The following is a 20,377-nucleotide window of genomic DNA, read 5'->3' as shown; positions in this document are numbered from 1 at the left end:
ATAGCAGCTTAAATTTTTTAAAAATATCCACAGAAATACTAAAGGTATAATTTTCAGGTACCAACTATTATGAAATTGATTCAAATGTTTAATTAAATCGACAAACATTTTGCAATCTTATATTTTATAATGATGTTAAGGTGTTTCTTTTTTTGTCCGAAAAGGTTTTCCACATTTTTTTGGGGGGAGATGTCATAATGGATTTTTATGAAAAGTTACCGACTGATTTTTTAATTGCATTTTATAATGAAATGATGAAAAGCATCGAGAAAGGATTATTAACGAAAAATATGTATTATGAATTAGGTTTAATCATTTCCGTTGCTAGTCAAAGAGGGATTACATTAGGGCAACCATGCGACTTTGAACAGGTAGTGGATCAAAAGGAACTGGATGATTTTATTCAATTTACGTACAAACGTAACGAAATAAAGGATGTTTCGCCCCCATCTTACGGACTTTAACTCAGTAACCCTCAAAAGAAAATCAAAAAAAATCCCATATTTCATAGTGTGATCAATACAGGACTTTTAGTCAAATTTTTGTATTTTGTTGATTTTTCCTTTTTGATACAGCGTGATGAGCTTGTCTAATTTCCGACTGCAAAGAAGGGTGTCATTGCTATCCAATCCAGTTTCTTTCGCAATTAGGATCAAAATCTTTCTCATCTGATTGATCCTGTCTTCTAATTCCTCTATCCCCATACCCATCATACATTCCCCTAATTCACTTTAACTGTTTAATTCGATAAAATTGATTTTCCGCGCAATTATAATTATGCAAAGAATTTTAAACAATTGGAATACATATGACAAAATACCCTAAAAAATTACAAAAAATTTTTCAGAGTACTAAGGACTAAAAGTAGAGAGGGTACCATGTAGCTTAAAAGACAATATATTTTCTGCCATAGTGTTGATTAAGTCAACAATATTTTTATTATGGTGTTGATTAAGTCGACAAGAGGGGTTAGGATGAAACGTTAAATAGAAAACTAGAAAATTTTTACGTGTTCAGAAATTGGTGAGTTTTTTTACAATTTTCATTTGGGAGAAATACTTGGTACTTAATTACCTGACTTCGTCACATCTAGTAGGTTAATTTTTAGCTCTAAGGTAGTGAATAGATAACTAAATATCGGATATCTTATACGACATTAGATTTCACCAGTATAAAAAACAAAAAATATTGACAGTATCCAACATTAACATGCTATAATTCATTTAATAACAAATAAATCGTAATCATTACGTTTTATTTGTATGAAGAAAAATAAAAAATAAAGGTAAAGGATAGTTGTGATGAAACAGGAAATAGATTTTATTAAATTTAATCCAACACAAAATATGACAATTCTTGTTAAAGCTAATTATCCAGTTGAGGAGTATAAGCACGTTGCTTCAAAAATTATGTCATATGACAGCGTGCATGCTGAACAAGTAGGCTTTATAGAAAAACCTATAAATAATAAAGCTGCTGCACATCTACAGATGGCTGGAGGTGAGTTTTGTGGAAATGCTTGTATGGCATTGGCAGCTTTTATTGCGTTTGAAAAAGGACTAAAGCAAAATGAAATGACGGAAGTTTTATTAGAAGTATCAGGTACAGATCAATTAATAATGGGTCAAGTGAAAAGAAATATAGATGAATATTACTGCCAAGTAACTATGCCTATCCCTAAAAAGATAGAACAGAAAATAATAAAGTATGATGGCAGTGATTTAAATATAATCATAGTGAGATACAAGGGGTTCATACATATTGTGATAGAAGTGGAGGAATTTGATAAGTCAATAAGAGAAAAAGCAGAATCATTAGCAAAGTTGCTAGGAGTCACTTTAGGTACTAACTTGATCGGCATTTTATTGTATAAAACGAAATCTGATGAATTGGCTCCCCTCATTTATGTCCCACATCTAGATAGTTTGATATGGGAAAGGGGGTGTGGTTCAGGTACAGCCTCCTTAGGAGCGTATCTTGCATGGAAGAATAAAGGAGAGATTGTTGCGAAAATAAGGCAGCCTGGTGGGATTATCAATGTAATTGCTAGCTGTTATGACGAAGAGTTGGAAAGTCTTAAGATTGAAGGGTCTGTTGGAATAGTGGCACAAGGTAAAGCTTTTATAGATGTTTAACTATTACATATTATTGGAGTGGAATAAATGAATGTATTAAAGACCAATACTTTTCAAGAAAATTTAAATCAATTTTTAGTAAGATTTATAGATTTAGCAGCAAAATATGACCATACTATCAATCACAGTTCGGAGTTTGAGGTATTAATAGATGATTATTCAAAATTCATAATAAACGAGAGGAATAAAGAAGCTTGGAAACAACTAGAACAACAAGAATCTAGTGACTTTAATCAACTAGTCGAGGATTTAAGAAAAAAATCAGCACTTTGTGTGGCTATTATGGAGAAATATCGTGCATTGAAGCTGCTAAACGGAACTACTGAGAGGACCGATTATTTTAAGAATATAGAATCATGTATTGAAAAGGAATTTGGCCAGTTTCAAATTACTTCAGAGTCAAAGGTATTATTAGTGGGGTCAGGCTCATTTCCTATGACACCTTTATTAATTGCTAAGCGAACGGGAGCAGAGGTTGTTGGCATAGATATTGATGATGAGGCTATTAAACTTGGACGAAACGTTGTAGAGAAATTGGGTGGAGACTTAAATATTCGATTAAAAAAAATAGCAGTGGAAAATCTTGAGTATGCGGACGAATTAACCCATATCATTTTCAGTTCAACTGTAGAAGATAAATATGACATACTGGATCAATTATATACATTGACAAATGAAAATGTAGTTGTAGCTATGAGATATGGTAATCAGCTGAAATCCTTATTTAATTATCCTATAAGAGAGGTGGATGGGGAAAAGTGGAGGATGGTTGAAAATATATTACGCCCAGATCATGTGTTTGATATTGCGTTGTATAAAAAGGCATAGCTTACTTGTTAGTGAGAAAGGAAGTATTTTATGAGCGATTTTAAACGAGTCTTAATTTTAGGTACAGGTCCTACATCAATCCAGCTTGCTGTAAGTATTAAAAAGCATTTAAATTGCTACGTGGGGATTGCTGGCAGAGAGTCTGTTCGTTCGGAAACGTTTTTTGAGGCGCTTAAGCAAAGTGATCATCTAATACGTGTAAGCGTTCAAAATGAAAAGCATCGAAGTATGGAAGGTGAATACTTCGTTGATCAAGTTTTTAATGGGTATGAAACAATTAAGGGTGAATGGGATACCATCATATTTTCTGTAACAACGGATGCCTATATTGAAGTAATAAAACAGATCAGTGATAAGCTTTTAAAACAAGTAAAGTGTATTGTTTTAATTTCTCCGACTTTTGGTTCAAACAGCTTAATAAGTAATTTTATGAACAAACTTAATTTAAATGCGGAAATTATTAGTTTTTCTACATATTATGGTGATACACGATGGATGCACGATAGCCCATCTAATCATGTATTAACAACAGCAGTCAAGAAAAAAATTTATATAGGATCGACGCACTTTCCATCTAAAAATATTGACAAACTATGTAAGGTATATGAGCAACTAGGAATCACTCTAGAAATTATGAAATCTCCAATTGAGGCGGAGACTAGAAATATTTCTTTATATGTACACCCACCGTTGTTTATGAATGATATTTCATTAAGTGCAATATTTGGGGATATAGAAACGAAGAAATATGTATATAAAATTTATCCTGAGGGGCCCATTACGCAATATTTAATTCGTGATTTGTTGTCCCAATGGAAAGAAATTATGAATATTTTAGAAAAAATAAATATAAAAAGTATAAATTTACTACAATTTATGACAGATGATAATTATCCAGTGAGATTAGAAAGTTTATCGCGTCAGGATATAGAAAATTTCAATCATTTAGAGACTATTCATCAAGAATATTTACTGTATATACGTTATACATCTTTGTTGATCGATCCTTTTTCAGAACCAGATAAGGATGGAAGATATTTTGATTTTTCTGCTGTTCCGATTAGAAAAATGTTTATCAACAAAGAAGGGTATTTGGATATCCCAAGAATGCCTAAGGAAGACTATTATCGTATCAAAATCATACAGGGTATTGCAAAATATTTAGAGTTGAATTGTCCAACAATAGATAAATTTATTAAAACATATGAGAGTAAAATTGAGAAAGTTGCTCAATCTCGTAGAGGCGAATTCTTGTCTCGTGCATTTGTCGTTCAATATTTTGAAGAAGATTTGAATATGATATGCGGTGAAATAGGAAAAAACATAGCAGAAAAGACGTTGGAATAGTACTTGTAATAAAACAATAGAGTAATATACTATTCAAATAGGAATGATTTCGATTTGTGGGAGGGGTGTTTAATATATGTTGGAGTGTAGATCAGTTCCAACAAAAACGAGTTGTATTCATATTAAGGAGAACTTAAAGGGAGAGGATTACCATGTTTAGTAAAAGATTTAAGTTAGTGGCACTAGTTTTTTTGGTTTTATCTATTCTAGTTGCTTGCTCTTCAAATTCGGCAAACTCTGATAATCAGAAAAAGAAAGATAATGATAGCAAGCAGAAAGCAGAAATAGTTTATGCATCAGCAAAGGACATTAATGATATGAATCCCCATCTTTACACAGGTTCAATGCCTGCTCAAGGGATGGTATATGAATCATTAGTTGAAAATACGAAAGACGGAATTAAGCCTTTACTTGCTGAATCCTGGGAAGTTTCAGGGGATGGAAAAGTGTACACGTTTCACTTAAGAAAAAATGTGAAATTCCATGATGGAGAGCCGTTTAACGCAGAGGCAGTGAAGAAAAATATTGAAGCTGTGCAGAATAATGCAGAAAAGCATGCTTGGATTAAGTTATCTACAAAAATAGAAAGTGTAAATGTAGTAGATGAGTTTACAGTTGAATTAGTTCTTTCAGAAACCTATTATCCAACTTTGGTTGAATTATCTTTGACAAGGCCATACGTATTCATATCTCCTAAAGATTTCATTAATGGCGGAACAAAAGATGGTGTAAATGGTTTTAACGGTACGGGACCATATATTCTAACTGAACATAAAACGGATAAGTATGCAACGTTTGAAGCAAATAAAGATTACTGGGGTGGCACACCTAAAATAGAGAAAATTACATCTAAAGTTCTTCCAACAGGAGAAACGACGTTTTTAGCATTAAAAAAAGGAGAAGTAAACTTTGCTTTTACGGATGATCGGGGCGCCGATAGCCTTGATGTTGAAGCAATGAATCTATTAGTTGAGTCAAGTGATTATCAACTTGTTAGAAGTGAGCCAATGAATACGAAAATGATTGTAGCAAATAGTAGTAAGACTAATAGTCCTGTTACTGAAACAGCTGTTCGTGAAGCTATTTGGTACTCGATTGATAGAGAAACAATTACAAAGGATATTTTAAATGGTACTGAAACAATAGCCCACACACTATTTTCTCCGAACGTGAATTACGCAGATGTTGATTTAAAGAAGCGAGGTTTTGATATAGAAAAAGCGAGGGGGATTCTAGAAGAAGCTGGTTGGGTATTAGCAAATGGTGATAATGTTAGAACAAAAGATGGCAAGAAGTTAGCCATGAAACTTTATTATGATAGCAATTCTTCTTCCCAAAAAACTCAGGCTGAATTTATTCAAGCTTCACTAAAAGAAATTGGTATTGAATTAGAAATTATTGGTGAAGAATCAACTTCAATTGCTAATAGAAGATCCACAGGTGACTATGATTTATTATTCAATCAAACCTGGGGTCTAGCTTATGATCCACAAAGTACAATCGCTGCTTTTACATCTGAAGCTTCATATAAGCATACGACAAGCGGCATTGATAAAGCAGATGAACTTTATAAGAAAATTGAACAAGTTATGGTGTCAACAGATGAGCAAACCAGAAAATCATTGTACGCTGATATTTTGACGATTGTTCATGATGAAGCAGTGTTTATTCCTATTTCAAATGGAAGTGTTACTGTAGTAGCGCCCAAATATTTAAACGGAATATCTTTTAAACAAACTCAATTTGAGCTGCCATTTGAGTTGATGAACTTTAAATAAAAATAAAAAGGGGAATTTTCCCCTTTTTATTTATGAGAAAATATAAACGCTTAAATATTGATATTTTAATAGAAAGGAGATCTTTTATGGGAAGTTACATCATTAGAAGGATACTAATATCCGTCCCTTTACTTCTAACCATTTCGTTTTTGACCTTTGTTTTAATCAACCTTTCTCCTTTAGATCCAGCCGAAGTGGTATTACAAGCTCAAGGTGTTCCACAGATAACAGAAGAATTATTAGAACAAACAAAAGAAGAGTTTGGGATGGATAAGCCATTTATCTTACGTTATTTTGATTGGCTTATTGCCTCCTTACAGTTGGATTTTGGAGATTCATATATTAATGGGAAACCAGTTTGGTCATTAATAGGTCCCGCATTTTTGAATACATTCAAGTTAACGTTAGTTTCATCTGTTGCTGTTATCTTTATGTCTATACTATTAGGTGTAATTTGTGCGTTGAAGGAAGGAAAAATGATTGATAAATCGGTAAGAGGAGTTTCGTTTTTCCTAACAGCAATGCCGTCATACTGGCTGGCGTCTATTATGATCTGGTATGTCTCGGTTAAATTAGATTTATTACCAACAAGCGGGATGGAATCGTATAAAAGTTATATCTTACCGGTTATTGTCATCACGATCAATTATGCCGGTATTTATTTTAGAAATGTTAGAACTTCCATGTTAAACAATTTAAATGAGGATTATGTTTTATATGGAAGGGCATCTGGGTTATCAGAAATCAAAATCACTATGCATGTACTAAGAAATTCATTACAGGTTGCTATTTCGATATTTGGTATGTCTATACCTATCATAATGGGAAGTACAGTAGTTATAGAAAACGTTTTTGCTTGGCCAGGTTTAGGGAATCTGAGTGTTAAAGCAATTCTAAGCAGAGACTTTCCTATTATACAGGCATACGTTCTTATATTAGCAGCAGCCTTTGTTTTGTTTAATACAATCTCCGACATTATAAATGTTGCGATGAATCCTAAGTTAAGGAATGATCTTTAAATGAGAATATTGAAAAACTTAAGTAAAGATAAGTTAGCTATGCTATCTTTAATGATCATTGTTGTCACAATTATTGTTGGTATTTTCGCACCATTATTTGCTCCACATGACCCTAATGAAGTCAATATGAGTCTTCGCTATGCTTCACCTTCATGGGCATATCTATTAGGTAATGATCATCTAGGGAGATGTATTTTATCCAGAATCATATATGGAATTCGACCAAGTGTATTATGGGTTTTAGTTGTTCTGTGTATATCTGTTTTAATCGGTGCAATCTTAGGTTTTCTAGCTGGATATTTCAGAGGAAAAGTCGATGCGATAATTATGAGAATATGTGACACGATGCTTTCTTTTCCAGGATACGTTATGGCACTGGCGGTTATTGGAATATTGGGCGTAGGTCTTGAAAACATCCTAATTGCATTTGCTTTGATTAAATGGGCATGGTTTGCTCGAGTCATCAGAACTTCTGTAATGCAATATGCTGAATTAGACTATGTGAAGTTTTCCAAAGCATCAGGTATTAGTGATATAAAAATAATTTGTAAGCATATTGTTCCAGTTACCTTTTCTGATATCACAGTGATTTCAAGTGGTGCTATTGGAGCGATGATTTTGCAAATTTCAGGGTTTTCATTTTTGGGTTTAGGAATTCAAGCCCCAAATGCTGAATGGGGGATGATGTTAAACGAAGCGAGGGAAGTTATGTTTACGAGACCGGAATTAATGCTAGCTCCCGGTTTAGCCATCGTTATAGTGGTATCGGCGTTTAATTTTTTATCTGATTCACTTCAAGTTGCTCTAGACCCCAAATTAGTAAACTCTAAAAACAAGCATATAGAAAATTTACCACTTTCTAAAATAAAGGTTCAGGAAAAAGAGGTGGCTAATTAGATGATGAATATATTAGAAGTTAAAAACTTAAAAGTATGGGATGTTAATTCTGGAAAAGAAATTATTCAAGATAGTTCATTCCACTTAAAGTCCGGAAGTTGCCTTGCAATTGTAGGAGAAAGTGGAAGCGGTAAGTCTATCACTTGTAGGGCGATAATGAGATTAAATAGATCCCCTCTTCACCAAACAGGGGACATCCTATTAAAAGAAGAGAACATAAACCTTCTATCTGAAAAAGAGATGAGAAAGAAAAGGGGTAGAAACCTTTACATGATTTTACAAAATGGGATGAGTGCTTTCGATCCCTCTTGTGTAGTCGGTGTACATTTAAGGGAAACACTTGCTGAACACTTCAATTGGAGTAAAAACGAAATGGAAGTAAAAATGACAGGTGCGATGGAAAGTGTCATGCTGAAAAATCCCCTAGATATTATGAATAAGTATCCACACCAGCTATCGGGTGGAATGTTGCAGCGAATTATGATTGCATTGGCGTTAGTATTAGAGCCCGACATTGTTATCGCTGATGAACCGACAACAGCGCTTGATACCATTTCGCAGTTTGAGGTCATTGAACAATTTATTAAGTTACGAGAAAGAATGGGTTGTTCGATGATCTTTATTTCACATGACTTAGGTGTTGTAAGAAAAATTGCTGATGAAGTTTTGGTAATGAAGGATGGAGAAATTGTTGAAAGAGGAAATACTCAAGCCATTTTTTCAAAAGCGCAGCATGAATATACGAAGTATCTAGTCTCTACTAGACAAACCTTGAGCGATCATTTCAAGAAAGTAATGGGGGGAGGGGCTATCGTTGTTAATAGTTGATCGTGTGGAAAAATCCTATAAAAAAGGCGGCTTGTTTTCAGCAGAAAGACAGACCGTTTTAAAGAGTGTTAGTTTTGAATGCAAGGATGGAGAATGTATCGGCATCATAGGAGAAAGTGGAAGCGGAAAATCAACTTTAGGGCGTTTGATATTAGGAATTGAAAAGCCTGATCGTGGAATGGTTTTATTTGAGGGAAAGAATGTAGAGGATAGAAGAGTGAGATCAGGCAACATCAGCGCTGTTTTCCAAGACTATAAATCTTCTATTAATCCATTTTTTACTGTTGAACAAGCAATCATGGAGCCATTGAAAATTCAGAACAAGAGTAGGAAAGAGAATAGAGAAAAGATTGTTAATCTATTAAATCAAGTTGGATTACCTTCGTCTTATCGAAACAAATATCCTCATGAGTTATCTGGAGGAGAGGTTCAGAGAGTATGTATTGCAAGAGCTATCTCAGCAGAACCAAAATGTATTTTATTAGATGAGGCAATTAGTTCTTTAGATGTATCTGTTCAAACACAAGTTCTTGAATTGCTCAAGGATTTAAAAAGAATCTTCAACATGAGTTATGTTTTTATCACACATGATTTACAGGCTGCTGCCTATATTTGCGACAGAGTCATTATTTTTAGGGATGGTCAGATTGAAGAAATAGTGGAAATTGAATACTTAAAGGACGTTAAGTCAGCTTATACAAGAAAATTATTACAGTCATTAATAACGTTTTAACTAGGTTAACTGCATAAAGTAACAGAATTTGTTTCAGGGTTGGAGGAGAAAAACTGTGAGTGGAGCTATGTCTTGGCCTTTTTTACGATTGTATCTGTTGGTGCTTCTTTATTTTAGTGCCAATTCTATACTAAATGTTATTATCCCTTTACAAGGGGGGGCCTTAGGAGCCACCAATACAACAATAGGTTTGATTATGGGGGCATATTTGTTTACAACCATGTTTTTTAGACCATGGGCAGGTCATATTATTCAAAAGCATGGGCCAATAAAAGTGTTGCGAATTATACTTATTATCAATGGTTTTGCTTTAATCTTATATACGGTAACTGGGCTAGGTGGCTATCTGGTTGCTCGTATGTTACAAGGGGTATCAACGGCTTTCTTTTCAATGGCACTACAGATAGGAATCATTGATGCACTGCCAGAGAAAGATCGTTCTCAGGGAATTTCACTTTATTCTTTATTTTCTTATATACCAGGTATTGTTGGTCCTTTATTGGCATTAGGTATTTGGCAAGGAGGAATGGAATACTTTGCAATCATGATGATAACAATTGCCATTTTTACTGGGGTGTTTGGCTATAGTGCCAAAATGGATAAAGCCGAAACCCAGCCTTTTACAAAAAATGCTGAGCAGGGTGTAAATATGTTTAATTTATTTGGACAGTTAGTGAAAAATCCGCATTTATTTAAATGCAGTGTTCTTATGTTAGTTGGTTCTATTGTATTTGGAGCAATTACTGTCTTCATACCTCTTTATGCCGAACAGGTGAAAAACGGAAACGCTGGAATTTTTCTAATGATTATGGCAGTAACCGTTGTCTTTTCTCGTTTTTCCTTAAGGAAAAAAATCCCTTCCGATGGAAAATGGCATTCATCGTTTATTATGGGGACTATGCTCCTTTTAGCTATGGGAGCGCAATGTGTAAGCTTTGCTATAAATGGCGGGGTTATCTTTTTCTATCTTGGTGCTACTTTTATGGGAATAGCTCAGGCGCTCCTCTATCCAACACTAACAACGTATTTAAGCTTTGTCTTGCCTCAGATGAATCGCAATGTGTTATTAGGTTTGTTTATTGCGATGGCAGATTTAGGAGTTTCTTTAGGTGGTGTTCTTATGGGACCAGTCGCTGATTTTTACTCATATTCAACTACATATATGATTTGTGCTATTTTAGGTGTGGCAATGCTCTTCTTTGCCTATGACCGGCGAAAGATATTTGTCGGATAAACCTAATGAGAGAGTCGTTCAAAAGTATCATTTGCCTTTTAAATAGTAATTGTTACGATTTATATATTGAAATCTTCCTTGAAAGGCTGTATTCTTTAATTGATAATAATTATCAATTAAAGAGGAGGGAATTCCTTTTATGAGCACAATGTTACGTGAAGCAATACAAATCAGAAAAGAGTTTTTAATCAATCAGCTTTTAAGCATAGGTGTATATAAAAAAGAGAATGTTCAGCTATATCAGCTTTGTCTTAGTGATCTAGAAAGAGAATATAGGTTATTTAACGAGATGGGGAAAACGAGTGAAAAAAGAAAACATTGAAACAATCAATGAATGAAAATAAAAACAATATTTTAAAGGATAAAACCCTCATAGAGAAGATCTACAAAAAAATTGAAGATAGAAAATTAAAATCAAATAAGTAAGAAAAACCTTGGTATAGAGAAAGAAGCAAGTTTAGAATTTAGTCCGGCTTCTTTTTCAATGAAAGAAAGCCGATATTTCCTACGTTAAGGAAACATCGGCTTTCTTTATGTCGAAATTTGCTTAGCGTATGTTTTCCGCGTTTTGTTGGTAGGACCCCAGGAAACGCTACATTCTATCTATCTCAATATCCATAATTTTGGTAAAATACTTATAAAAGCTGGTTTGAAAGAATCGTAATTAAAATCATCATTATGGGTTCTTCATTTTTGATATTTTGCCAACAGGATGTATTAGCCATAAAAGGGATTAATACATGTGGATTTGGATTATTGTTTTTGTTCAGTTTATCGTCCTATCGATCGTGCTTGAGGAGGCAGGCTATTATATTTTAAATTAATATTTATACGGGTCTAAATATAGAAAGCAACTAAACTGAAAGAAAAGATTGCTGACACTTTTAACTTTAATTAAGAAAAAATTACAAATCAACACACATCAAACAAAGAATGAAAAGTTTCATAAGGAAATCATGTAAGAAAGAAAATTAATAGGCTTACTGTACTTTTTTTGGAGGGGAAAAATGATATTCAAGGCAAAAGAAATTGCAGAAATTGGAGATTATATTCTTTTTAAGAATGGAATCAAAGGGATCGTTGAGAAGGTCAATGAAAATTCAGCCATTGTGAATATAACCGAAAATAAGACGGAATTGGAGTTTGAAGGAAATAGAACCGTTGTGGCACATAAAAATTACAAGGTTTTGATTGTGCATGATGTGATAGCAAACGTCATATATACCAGTTTTAAATGAATTGATTCCCTTTTATAGTAAAAAAAGTGTTTGACCGGAGAGGATAACGGTTGGACTTTGCCCACTTATTCATAAAGTAACAGCAAATATAAAACTATAAGAAAACCTTTTTGAAATTCTATTAAAGTTGAAAATGTAAGATGAGTAAGTCGTTTCTAAATATCGAAGTATTGAACCTATTAACAAAAAAAACTGGATATCCTTTTTAAAGTAAAGCATTTATTTGACCACTACATTGGTTAATGAAAAGAAATCAAGATAAATGGTAGATTTAAGTTCCTCATGGATTTGAATTCTTTTTCAGATAAACAATGTTTGTGACAAATCCAAACGTGAAGTAAAAAGGCCATTTGTCCATGTGGTAATTTCTAAAAGCATATCGGTAGCTATGATTTCAAATAATACCGTTTCATCTCTTCTGTTAGCGTTTTTATCCAGATATGGTCTAGGATTTTATGATCATCATGCCAAAGGTCCTTCAACATTTTTATGTTTCCAGCAAGAAAAAGCCATTCTTCTTCATTCCACGATCTTTATGATCTTTATTCATTATAAATCCCCCCTCTTCTATATATTATAGGAATGGTTGTTCTTGTTATTCAAGGAGTAAGTTATAAAAATTTTAGATATGTCTACATCCCCTACAGGTTTTTGCTAGTCACGCAGCCTTAAGGCTGCAATTTTTCTTAAGAAATAAGGACTTAAAATCAAAGTTAAAAGCATACAAAACGACTTTGGGCGGCAGCACTACGGATTGATCAGAAAGGAAAAAGCACCTTTCTGTCATTCCGTACGTGTCGCTTCGGCATTAAACGGACCGATAACCACGGACTATACGGCTAGCACCTACATTCCGTAGGTTCCTGTTCCATTTACGGCTTACGCCGCCATACCGAACGAGCCGAAAACAAGAAATTCAAAAGATTGAAAGATCAAAAGAATAAGAGATAAAAGGAGAGCAGCCCGCAACGGCTGCTTTTATTGTTGATTTTTCCCTTTTGCCTTCCGAATCGTAAAACAGCGCAAGCTTTCTAACCTTCTAGCCGGCAGGACACCCGAACCTTTCCGGCTAGAAGCTAAGAAAGCGAGTCAATCGGTCAAGGGGCACAAAAACTTTTTTGCTTAAGGGCGCTACCGCAACAGCAAAAAACTTTTTGTGCTAAGAGCGCCCTTGACCCATTGCCTATGCGTGTTTTTCGTTCTACTTGCAAAAGGGGAAAAATCATCCCCCTTTAGGGAACTCATTCGCTTCGAAAGTCAAAAGTGAAAAGAAATTCATAAGAACAAACATCCAAAATCAAAATCATTAGAAAATCAAAGGAGGAAAAGCAAAAATGACAAAAAGCGTTTATGAAATCATTACAGAAAAAATCATTGGAAAATTAGAAAAGGGCGTTGTACCGTGGCGCCAACCATGGACCAATTCAAATGCGGTCAACTGGAAAACACAAAAACCATACCGTGGAATTAATATTTTCCTAGTGGAGCCGGGCGAATATGCTTCCAAAAAACAGATTTTAGAAGCGGATGGACGAATTAAAAGAGAGGAAATGAAAAATTCCCAAATCATTGTGTATTGGCTTTGGAAGGAGAAGGAGGACGAGGAAACGAAAGAAAAAAAGACTTTTGCAAAACCGTTCTATTATCGAGTTTGGGAGATAAATAAGCAATGTACCGGCTTAGAGAGTAAAAGAAATGTTGAAATATTCGACCATGACCCAATCGAGAAAGCAGAGGAAATTTTTAAAGGATATATCAATTGCCCTGATTATACATTCAATTCAGGAAAAGCCGTTTATTATCCGACATGGGATCGAATTAATTGCCCACCGCTCAAAGATTTTAAAGTTCCGGAGGAATTTTATTGCACCCTTTTTCATGAACAAATTCACAGCACCGGGCATCAAAGTCGTTTAGCTCGCCCAGGCATCACAACACAAGATGTAGCGTTTGGAGATAAAGTGTATTCCCAAGAGGAATTAGTCGCGGAAATGGGTGCAGCGATGTTGTGCGGAGTGGCCGGAATTGATAACAGCACTTTAGAAAATAGCGCTAGTTATATCGATTCATGGCTAAGAGCTTTAAAAAAAGAAAGCCGTTTAGTCTTACAGGCAGCTGCTCAAGCACAGAAAGCAGCAGATTATATTTTAGGAGAAACAAAGGAACAGTCTATAGACGAAAACTAAAAGGAAATAATCACTCATTAAATCATAAGCACAAATTTCACCGGTTGACGGATCAGCCGGTGAAAGGATAAATCGAACAGGTTGAACTAAATCCATAGTATGCTAATAAAAGGAGTGAAGAATATGAAAGTGTTTCGAGTTGTTTATTTTGCTAAAGGATTTCAAAGGGTATCGATTGTAGCTGCTAAAAATGAAGAACAAGCAGAAAAAATGGTTTCTAAAGACCTTGATATGAAAGATCATTACGAATTAAAATCGTATCAAAGAATGTGAACTTAAATCCGAAAATATTATCCATACGGAAGTGATAGAAATTGTTTGATACAAATTACTAAGATCAGATACCCGAATACTTATAATTTTAATAATAAAGAGAACAACACCGACTATGTTCTAGCCGGTGAAGCTTTGCGGATGATGGAAAAAACATTTGTTTTTTCTTAATGAAAGCAGGCTGGACTTAAAACCTTAAGATTAAGAGACTAATATATCCACCCATGTACAACGATTGGACCAATAAAATTTCTCTTAGGGTGGAAAGTTCAAATAATAGGATCAAAGGAGAGGGTCTGAATGAAAACTTGTCCATATTGTGGCAGTCATATCGAAAGAATAGATCATCAGCATTACTATTGTGATTTTTGCCGCATGAAGATTGATATCAGGATTGTTAAAAAGAATCAAGAACGACTAGACGTTCGATTTCGTGATTTTGCTTTTGCTTCATATATTGATAGGTCCACACCAGAAATCATGACATTATCCACCTTTGAACTCCTGTATTTGCTCAAAATGATCCGGAAAGAACGCAATGACATGTATCATCATATGCATGTGTTTCACCGTGCTGGTGAAGAAAGCAATGATTTTAAAGAAGCTGAAAAGGAATCAGGCCGGGATTATTTGTATTTTACAAAAAAGGCGTTTGTCGTGGAAAATCTCATTCGGACCCGTTTAGGGTATGTACCGGAACGGATCACGGAAAGTTATCTGGTAAAGTATCTGCAAAACATCAAAAATGACAAAAAAACGGGTCCTATGATTATTCGGAAACAGCGGAAGGAAAATAAGGTCAATGAAAAGGGGTAATGTCGCTTTAAAGATAGAGGAAAATCGGATATTTCTATTTTATCTAATACTCTTGTACTTGAGTATTGTATGTAACTGCATTGCTCTGGCTGATCCCCGTTTCCGTTTATAAAGATATATAAAAATAAAGCTGATTTACCTTATAGTACGAGAAATCAGCTTTTCTTTTTCATTTTGTAATAGTTAGTGTGGGTTGTACGAGAAACACAATGAAACGCGTTCTATACTTTGAGGGTGACAAGACAAATAAGACCTGGTGTAGAAAAGTTATGTAAAAACTGACACAAAAGTTTACCTATCATATCTAAGAGAAAAAAATTTGTATTTTGTAGACTATATCTTATTTTTGCTATTTATTTTAGATAAAAGTTCCATCCAATTTGAAGGAAAACCAATTTGTGTAAACTCGATTTCATCCTCATATTCAAGAACAAGTGCTTCTAAGTCAGTAATGAATCTGTTACCCTCAGTTTTTGTTAATAATCTTTGAATAATATAAATTGCAGCAAATATAAGTTGATTATCAAATTGCTTACTTTCTTCTCTAAACAATCGGGGTTTAAATGTTAATTTTTTATTATATACACGTCCATAATGAGCACAAACATTTCGAACATTCGATAATGACTGTAACCAACTTTCTAGGTAATAATAAGGGATGTTGTAATAAACTTTGGCTATATGTTTTTTTACATCCTCGTTTAAATTTCGATAAATTTTAGAAAGGAATCCGAATGAAGTGACTTCAATCACTGCCCAAATAGGAATTATTCCTTCATATTTTTTATAATGATGCTCAATAAATAATTCGCCTTTACGGCTTTTTTTAATCAATATCTCCAGTTCATCCAGAGACTCTTTATGAAACTTTTCATTAATAAAATTCTCTTTATCTTTATATCCAAGTGGCCCAAATTTATGAGCAATTTCATAAGATATGTGTGTTCGGAAGGCTATTTCAATAGTTTCTAATACTCCTAAAAGTAATAACCTTAGTCTTCTGTCAAATTCATATAATGAGAGCATTTTATTAAATGACGAACTGCTGATATATTGATTTTTATTAATTGGATCTTTTAGGGTTAGTCCATAAGCTGATAATCGGTAATAATTTATTCTTTGTAGTATTTTTTCGGCATATTCAGAATTTTCTATGTATAAATTTCTATTTTTATATAATTCTACTTGTTCTTTATAAGTTTTAGGTGGCTTTACATTAGAGTAGTCTTTTTCAGGATCCATTTTGGCCAATTCCCCTTGAAAAAAAATGACCCACCTTGGTCCGCATTGTTAAGAGGCGTGGTGGGTTCTGTTATTATTATAATATATCCTTTTGCTGTTTTTGTCAAAGAATACTAAGCCGTAAGTAGGTAAGTAAAGGTCGATATTATGGACAAAACGCTGAAACATAAGTAGATGTTTTATGAAAATTGGGGTAAGCTGTGGGTTCAATAAAATAAGAACAACGCATTTGAGCGGCTTTAGAAAAAAAGAAATTATCATAATTAGATAGGCCGAATTTTTCCAGTTTTGTACAATCTTTTTTTCCTTGGACTAATTAGAAGGAAAGAGTATTTTCTTTCCTTTTTAATGTGCGCCCGGCATGGGTGCAGCCTCTAGGGTGAAAGTCCCGAACCATGGAGGCAGTAGTAATGGTTAGCTTAACGCAAGGGTGTCCGTGGGTGACCCGTAATCTGAAGGAAGCGAGCGGCAAACCTCCGGTCTGAGGAACACAAACTTCATATAAGGCTAGGTATCATAAGACCTAACGCAATTGGTAATGCTCCTGTCACAAGAGTTGTGATGTGCATATTTGCACCAAACCAAATAGGAAATAAATCGCGAGCTTTCCCGAACCTCTCTTCTGCGGAATGTACTAGTAAAAAGCAGGGTTAACTCTCCTACTCACTACTCAATTTATCTGTATTATCTTTCCCTAACAAACGACATTATCCCTTATAATGTGTTATACAATTTATGATTGACAAACTAAATGTGACATACTATTATAATATTAACGAATAAAAAACGCTTACATTTAAAGAAATTAGAATTGTCTATCTTATAAAATTCAAACAAAAGGGAGTTTTTCTAATGGGAACTATCATTTGCCAAATTTGCAATAACACAATTGATCATTTTGAGAATGAGAAAGTATCAACTTTATACGGACAATGCACTTGCTGTGATAAAAAACAAAAGAAGACTTCTAAATAATTCAAACATAAATCAATACTATAAAAGCCGTTCTCAAATGTTGAGAACGGCTTTTAGAGTTAATAAATCATCAATATATGGTATTTTTTCTTAGGATAATAACCAAATATGTAACTTCTGAGTCTATTTTGTTATGCTCTTTTTTTGGCTTTTTGAATTTTCATGGGAGCGAAAATAATTTTGTTTTTTATTACATAATTGATTTCACCTTAATACTTCTAATCGGTAAATAAGCCTTGATATAACTTGGAAGGGGAGATCCACTGTTCAAGTTGACTTTGATTTAACTTTTTGAGAGAAAACTTCCGTCCAAATAACGCAAAAAAATCCTTGCCTGGACTTCATGATGCTTTCAAAAGTTACAAGTTAACTTTAATGGGTGGGGAGGGAAACAGCGGAAGGAAAATAAGGTCAATGAAAAGGGGTAATGTCGCTTTAAAGATAGAGGAAAATCGGATATTTCTATTTTATCTAATACTCTTGTACTTGAGTATTGTATGTAACTGCATTGCTCTGGCTGATCCCCGTTTCCGTTTATAAAGATATATAAAAATAAAGCTGATTTACCTTAGAAAAGAAGAAATTACTATAATTAGATATGCCAAATTTTTTTCAGTTTTGTACAATCTTTTTTGTTCTTGAACACGTTAGAGGGAGAAGAGTATTTTCTCTCTTTTTTACTTAATTAACTTTGCGTTAAATCCTTCTTTAATGAATAGTTTAAACTAAACTAAAAAAGAGAGAGATTTTTTATCCCTTTTCCCCTAAGATTTATTTTCCCGACGCTTATCCAAGAGTTCCGCAGCACGTCTTGCTTTTTCCCTACTAGTGTTAATGTAAAGTAAGGAAATATCTGAAGATGTATGACCAAGTTGGGACATGATTAATGGGATATCCCCATTGGTTTGCTCTGCTAAGTTGGTAGCATATGTATGTCTCAACTTATGTGGAGACATTCTTTTATCAAACGATTTGGTGAATTTGTAAACAATATTTTCAATCGCGCGGTTGGTAAGAGGCTGCACCTTATTTTTAAAAAGTTTTACATATACATACTCATTTTCACCGTCACCAGCTCTGTATTTTTCCTGCCTAACTGATAAATACTTTCGCAGATCTTCTAGGCTGGAGGGCGTAACTGACACAGTATCTTTTTTATTTCCTTTTCGGATAACACTAATTTCTTTTGAAGTAAAATCAATATCTTTAATTCGAAGATTGGATAATTCATTCACGCGAATACCGGTTCCGAGAAATAGGGAAAGGATACTTATATTACGTTCCTTATCCCGATGGAAGTAATTTTTCTCAGTAAGGGAGAGGGAGTCTATATATTCACCTTTAATATAATCCAAGAAATCCAAGTCTTTGTTATCGATAAAAATCTTATCAGTAAGATTTTTAGCCCGCTCATTAAAAGTCTCTGACACTTTCGTTACTTCGATCTTTTGCATTACGTTACGATGGAAGTAGGGCTCTTTATTTTCTAATTCTGCCTCAATGGTTAGGTACTTAAATAAGGAGCGGAGGGAGGACTTATGACGATTAACTGTTTTGGGATCAATCTTCTTTGTCTCATCGTCTTTTTTTGATACCTTGTACTTTTTTCTACCAATAAATTTAAAATAGTTCCTTGCTTCATCCAAAGATAAATTCGCAAGTAAATCTGGTGAAATATCATTGATTCGTTCACATTTTGCGATACCTTCAGCCACTAACCAATTAAAAAATTCTCGGTAATCGCGAACATAATTAAAAAGGGTTATGGGGGAGCGGATATCTTGTTTCGCGTCCACATATTCTGCAACATAATCAGGCATTTCATTAAGTAAAGCTTCTAATTTTTTCTCATAGTATTCATGTTGTTTAGAAATGGCCATTAATTACACCTCATGTAGATAAAAATAAAAACGAATGTTCGTATAATACATTTTTTACGAATAGTAGTTTACATAATTTTTTTATGGTAACTTAAATTAGTATAATAGAATGGTTCTTGTAAATTGCATAAAGTCCACTAAATGGTTTTCTAGAATCTTTTGTAAAATTACTAAGTTGATTTCTTGATAATCATGAACAGCAATGTTCCTGAAGCCCACCATCGCTTTCATTTTTTTAGCGAGAGAAGGGGGGATAATACCTTCTTCTTCTAAAAAGGAAAATCCATCCCGGCTATTTTGTGGAAGCCCTAGTTTTTTCTCTGCAACAATATGCATTGCAAGATCAATACTCGCTTCACATGCTCGTTGCAAGTTTAAGACAATAGAGTCTTGTTTTGTAAAGTTGTTTAAGTGTTCTGGATTATTTGCATATTCATCATGAATACGTTTAATGCAACGTTCAATTATACTCACTTTATTTAAAATAACATCATTTTTCATATATAGACCCACTTTCATCTACATTTTTCAATATAGGAGTACGCTCTTCATTCAATTTTGCATACATTTTAAAGGTTTTTAGTTCATATAGAGCTTTTTTCTGCTCATCTGTACAATGAATTACTTTTCCAGTATGGACAACTTGAGCTTGGAATACTGTACTTGCTTGGTTTAGGTCAATAAGGTCAACATCCCGATTAAGCTCTGATGCTATCTCTTGGGCGATCATAAATAATTCATATTTGTCTAATTCTTTATCATCACTTAGAAAGGCAATATCAATGTCACTATCTTTATGTATGTTTCCTTTAGCAGTAGATCCAAATAATATTATTAAAAATGGAGACACTTTTTCACTTAAAATATCGACAATGATTCGTTCCATATTTTTACTCAATGTCTAAAAACCTCCATATTTTTCTTTTATTATAACAAATGTTTTTATGTTTGTCATATTATTCGTAAAA

The 20,377-nt window shown here is 33.8% G+C and carries 22 protein-coding genes and 1 pseudogene; 17 read left to right on the top strand and 6 right to left on the bottom strand.

The genetic code is table 11. The features are described 5' to 3' along the window. Positions 1-197: 197 nt before the first annotated feature. On the top strand, positions 198-464 hold the full coding sequence (locus QFZ28_RS28355; RefSeq protein ID WP_307197942.1) for a hypothetical protein: 267 nt from the start codon (positions 198-200) through the stop codon (positions 462-464). Positions 465-530: 66 nt separating this feature from the next. Here the strand turns inward: QFZ28_RS28355 and QFZ28_RS28350 are convergent, their stop codons facing one another. Continuing rightward, complete coding sequence (locus tag QFZ28_RS28350; protein WP_307197941.1) at positions 531-710, bottom strand: aspartyl-phosphate phosphatase Spo0E family protein; 180 nt, start codon at positions 708-710, stop codon at positions 531-533. A gap of 591 nt (positions 711-1,301) precedes the next feature. On the opposite strand from QFZ28_RS28350, the gene QFZ28_RS28345 reads away from it, so the two are divergent. The 15 genes from QFZ28_RS28345 to QFZ28_RS28280 all read left to right on the top strand — a co-directional run bounded on the left by QFZ28_RS28345 (position 1,302) and on the right by QFZ28_RS28280 (position 15,312). Next, positions 1,302-2,135: a diaminopimelate epimerase gene (locus tag QFZ28_RS28345; protein WP_307197940.1), complete on the top strand. Its 834-nt coding sequence runs from the start codon at positions 1,302-1,304 to the stop codon at positions 2,133-2,135. Positions 2,136-2,162: 27 nt separating this feature from the next. Beyond that, positions 2,163-2,963, top strand: a complete 801-nt coding sequence (locus QFZ28_RS28340) for a nicotianamine synthase family protein (RefSeq protein WP_307197939.1) — start codon at positions 2,163-2,165, stop codon at positions 2,961-2,963. A 30-nt stretch (positions 2,964-2,993) separates the two neighbouring features. Further along, a complete protein-coding gene (locus QFZ28_RS28335) occupies positions 2,994-4,310 on the top strand; it encodes an opine metallophore biosynthesis dehydrogenase (protein WP_307197938.1) in 1,317 nt (438 codons plus the stop codon). A gap of 152 nt (positions 4,311-4,462) precedes the next feature. Beyond that, positions 4,463-6,088 carry a staphylopine-dependent metal ABC transporter substrate-binding lipoprotein gene (gene cntA, locus QFZ28_RS28330; RefSeq protein WP_307197937.1) on the top strand — a complete coding sequence of 542 codons (1,626 nt, stop codon included), beginning with the start codon at positions 4,463-4,465 and terminating at the stop codon, positions 6,086-6,088. 86 nt (positions 6,089-6,174) lie between these two features. Then, on the top strand, positions 6,175-7,107 hold the full coding sequence (gene opp1B / locus QFZ28_RS28325; protein WP_307197936.1) for a nickel/cobalt ABC transporter permease: 933 nt from the start codon (positions 6,175-6,177) through the stop codon (positions 7,105-7,107). Then, positions 7,108-8,004, top strand: coding sequence for a staphylopine uptake ABC transporter permease subunit CntC (cntC, locus tag QFZ28_RS28320; RefSeq protein ID WP_307197935.1), 897 nt, complete (start codon positions 7,108-7,110; stop codon positions 8,002-8,004). It begins immediately after the preceding gene. 3 nt (positions 8,005-8,007) lie between these two features. After that, complete coding sequence (cntD, locus tag QFZ28_RS28315; RefSeq protein WP_307198165.1) at positions 8,008-8,832, top strand: staphylopine uptake ABC transporter ATP-binding protein CntD; 825 nt, start codon at positions 8,008-8,010, stop codon at positions 8,830-8,832. Beyond that, the gene (locus QFZ28_RS28310; protein ID WP_307197934.1) at positions 8,819-9,565 is read left to right on the top strand and encodes an ABC transporter ATP-binding protein; all 747 of its coding nucleotides are present in this window, start codon (positions 8,819-8,821) and stop codon (positions 9,563-9,565) included. The genes cntD and QFZ28_RS28310 overlap by 14 nt, the downstream gene beginning before the upstream one ends. 55 nt (positions 9,566-9,620) lie before the next feature. Next, complete coding sequence (cntE, locus tag QFZ28_RS28305) at positions 9,621-10,799, top strand: staphylopine family metallophore export MFS transporter CntE (protein WP_307197933.1); 1,179 nt, start codon at positions 9,621-9,623, stop codon at positions 10,797-10,799. Positions 10,800-10,938: 139 nt separating this feature from the next. Further along, positions 10,939-11,121, top strand: a complete 183-nt coding sequence (locus QFZ28_RS28300) for a Fur-regulated basic protein FbpA (protein WP_307197932.1) — start codon at positions 10,939-10,941, stop codon at positions 11,119-11,121. A gap of 8 nt (positions 11,122-11,129) precedes the next feature. Then, the gene (locus tag QFZ28_RS29920) at positions 11,130-11,225 is read left to right on the top strand and encodes an FbpB family small basic protein (protein WP_373428175.1); all 96 of its coding nucleotides are present in this window, start codon (positions 11,130-11,132) and stop codon (positions 11,223-11,225) included. A 581-nt stretch (positions 11,226-11,806) separates the two neighbouring features. Continuing rightward, positions 11,807-12,037, top strand: coding sequence for a DUF2187 family protein (locus QFZ28_RS28295; protein ID WP_307197931.1), 231 nt, complete (start codon positions 11,807-11,809; stop codon positions 12,035-12,037). Positions 12,038-13,371: 1,334 nt separating this feature from the next. Beyond that, a complete protein-coding gene (locus tag QFZ28_RS28290; protein ID WP_307197930.1) occupies positions 13,372-14,223 on the top strand; it encodes an ArdC family protein in 852 nt (283 codons plus the stop codon). Positions 14,224-14,346: 123 nt separating this feature from the next. After that, entirely contained in the window at positions 14,347-14,496 is a 150-nt protein-coding gene (locus QFZ28_RS28285) for a hypothetical protein (protein WP_307197929.1), read from the top strand. 300 nt (positions 14,497-14,796) lie between these two features. Beyond that, positions 14,797-15,312, top strand: a complete 516-nt coding sequence (locus QFZ28_RS28280; RefSeq protein WP_307197928.1) for a hypothetical protein — start codon at positions 14,797-14,799, stop codon at positions 15,310-15,312. A gap of 333 nt (positions 15,313-15,645) precedes the next feature. Here the strand turns inward: QFZ28_RS28280 and QFZ28_RS28275 are convergent, their stop codons facing one another. Both QFZ28_RS28275 and QFZ28_RS28270 read right to left on the bottom strand, forming a co-directional pair. Beyond that, positions 15,646-16,554 (bottom strand): Abi family protein, encoded by a 909-nt coding sequence (locus tag QFZ28_RS28275; protein ID WP_307197927.1) that lies wholly within the window; start codon positions 16,552-16,554, stop codon positions 15,646-15,648. Positions 16,555-17,072: 518 nt separating this feature from the next. Then, positions 17,073-17,177: pseudogene (locus tag QFZ28_RS28270) on the bottom strand (cytosine permease); the annotation flags it as partial. 229 nt (positions 17,178-17,406) lie between these two features. Between QFZ28_RS28270 and QFZ28_RS28265 the strand changes: the two are divergent. Continuing rightward, entirely contained in the window at positions 17,407-17,529 is a 123-nt protein-coding gene (locus QFZ28_RS28265; protein ID WP_215003857.1) for a GapA-binding peptide SR1P, read from the top strand. A 764-nt stretch (positions 17,530-18,293) separates the two neighbouring features. Here the strand turns inward: QFZ28_RS28265 and xerS are convergent. From xerS to mntA, 3 genes are all read right to left on the bottom strand, one after another. Then, positions 18,294-19,409, bottom strand: coding sequence for a tyrosine recombinase XerS (gene xerS, locus QFZ28_RS28260; protein ID WP_307197926.1), 1,116 nt, complete (start codon positions 19,407-19,409; stop codon positions 18,294-18,296). 96 nt (positions 19,410-19,505) lie between these two features. Then, positions 19,506-19,910 carry a type VII toxin-antitoxin system HepT family RNase toxin gene (hepT, locus tag QFZ28_RS28255; protein WP_307197925.1) on the bottom strand — a complete coding sequence of 135 codons (405 nt, stop codon included), beginning with the start codon at positions 19,908-19,910 and terminating at the stop codon, positions 19,506-19,508. Next, positions 19,900-20,295: a type VII toxin-antitoxin system MntA family adenylyltransferase antitoxin gene (gene mntA / locus QFZ28_RS28250; protein ID WP_307198164.1), complete on the bottom strand. Its 396-nt coding sequence runs from the start codon at positions 20,293-20,295 to the stop codon at positions 19,900-19,902. Before mntA ends, hepT begins: the two co-directional genes overlap by 11 nt. Positions 20,296-20,377 lie beyond the last annotated feature (82 nt).

Origin of the sequence: Neobacillus niacini (assembly GCF_030817695.1) — a bacterium.
Lineage (GTDB): Bacteria > Bacillota > Bacilli > Bacillales > Cytobacillaceae > Neobacillus > Neobacillus niacini_F.
Note: the sequence above shows the minus strand (reverse complement) of the source record. Positions and strands in the feature narration are given on the sequence as shown.

Coding starts and splice junctions, on each gene's coding strand:
- QFZ28_RS28355 (WP_307197942.1), top strand. CDS start 198: ATGGATTTTTATGAAAAGTTACCGACTGATTTTTTAATTGCATTTTAT.
- QFZ28_RS28350 (WP_307197941.1), bottom strand. CDS start 710: ATGGGTATGGGGATAGAGGAATTAGAAGACAGGATCAATCAGATGAGA.
- QFZ28_RS28345 (WP_307197940.1), top strand. CDS start 1,302: ATGAAACAGGAAATAGATTTTATTAAATTTAATCCAACACAAAATATG.
- QFZ28_RS28340 (WP_307197939.1), top strand. CDS start 2,163: ATGAATGTATTAAAGACCAATACTTTTCAAGAAAATTTAAATCAATTT.
- QFZ28_RS28335 (WP_307197938.1), top strand. CDS start 2,994: ATGAGCGATTTTAAACGAGTCTTAATTTTAGGTACAGGTCCTACATCA.
- cntA (WP_307197937.1), top strand. CDS start 4,463: ATGTTTAGTAAAAGATTTAAGTTAGTGGCACTAGTTTTTTTGGTTTTA.
- opp1B (WP_307197936.1), top strand. CDS start 6,175: ATGGGAAGTTACATCATTAGAAGGATACTAATATCCGTCCCTTTACTT.
- cntC (WP_307197935.1), top strand. CDS start 7,108: ATGAGAATATTGAAAAACTTAAGTAAAGATAAGTTAGCTATGCTATCT.
- cntD (WP_307198165.1), top strand. CDS start 8,008: ATGAATATATTAGAAGTTAAAAACTTAAAAGTATGGGATGTTAATTCT.
- QFZ28_RS28300 (WP_307197932.1), top strand. CDS start 10,939: ATGAGCACAATGTTACGTGAAGCAATACAAATCAGAAAAGAGTTTTTA.
- QFZ28_RS29920 (WP_373428175.1), top strand. CDS start 11,130: ATGAATGAAAATAAAAACAATATTTTAAAGGATAAAACCCTCATAGAG.
- QFZ28_RS28295 (WP_307197931.1), top strand. CDS start 11,807: ATGATATTCAAGGCAAAAGAAATTGCAGAAATTGGAGATTATATTCTT.
- QFZ28_RS28290 (WP_307197930.1), top strand. CDS start 13,372: ATGACAAAAAGCGTTTATGAAATCATTACAGAAAAAATCATTGGAAAA.
- QFZ28_RS28285 (WP_307197929.1), top strand. CDS start 14,347: ATGAAAGTGTTTCGAGTTGTTTATTTTGCTAAAGGATTTCAAAGGGTA.
- QFZ28_RS28280 (WP_307197928.1), top strand. CDS start 14,797: ATGAAAACTTGTCCATATTGTGGCAGTCATATCGAAAGAATAGATCAT.
- QFZ28_RS28275 (WP_307197927.1), bottom strand. CDS start 16,554: ATGGATCCTGAAAAAGACTACTCTAATGTAAAGCCACCTAAAACTTAT.
- QFZ28_RS28265 (WP_215003857.1), top strand. CDS start 17,407: ATGGGAACTATCATTTGCCAAATTTGCAATAACACAATTGATCATTTT.
- xerS (WP_307197926.1), bottom strand. CDS start 19,409: ATGGCCATTTCTAAACAACATGAATACTATGAGAAAAAATTAGAAGCT.
- hepT (WP_307197925.1), bottom strand. CDS start 19,910: ATGAAAAATGATGTTATTTTAAATAAAGTGAGTATAATTGAACGTTGC.
- mntA (WP_307198164.1), bottom strand. CDS start 20,295: ATGGAACGAATCATTGTCGATATTTTAAGTGAAAAAGTGTCTCCATTT.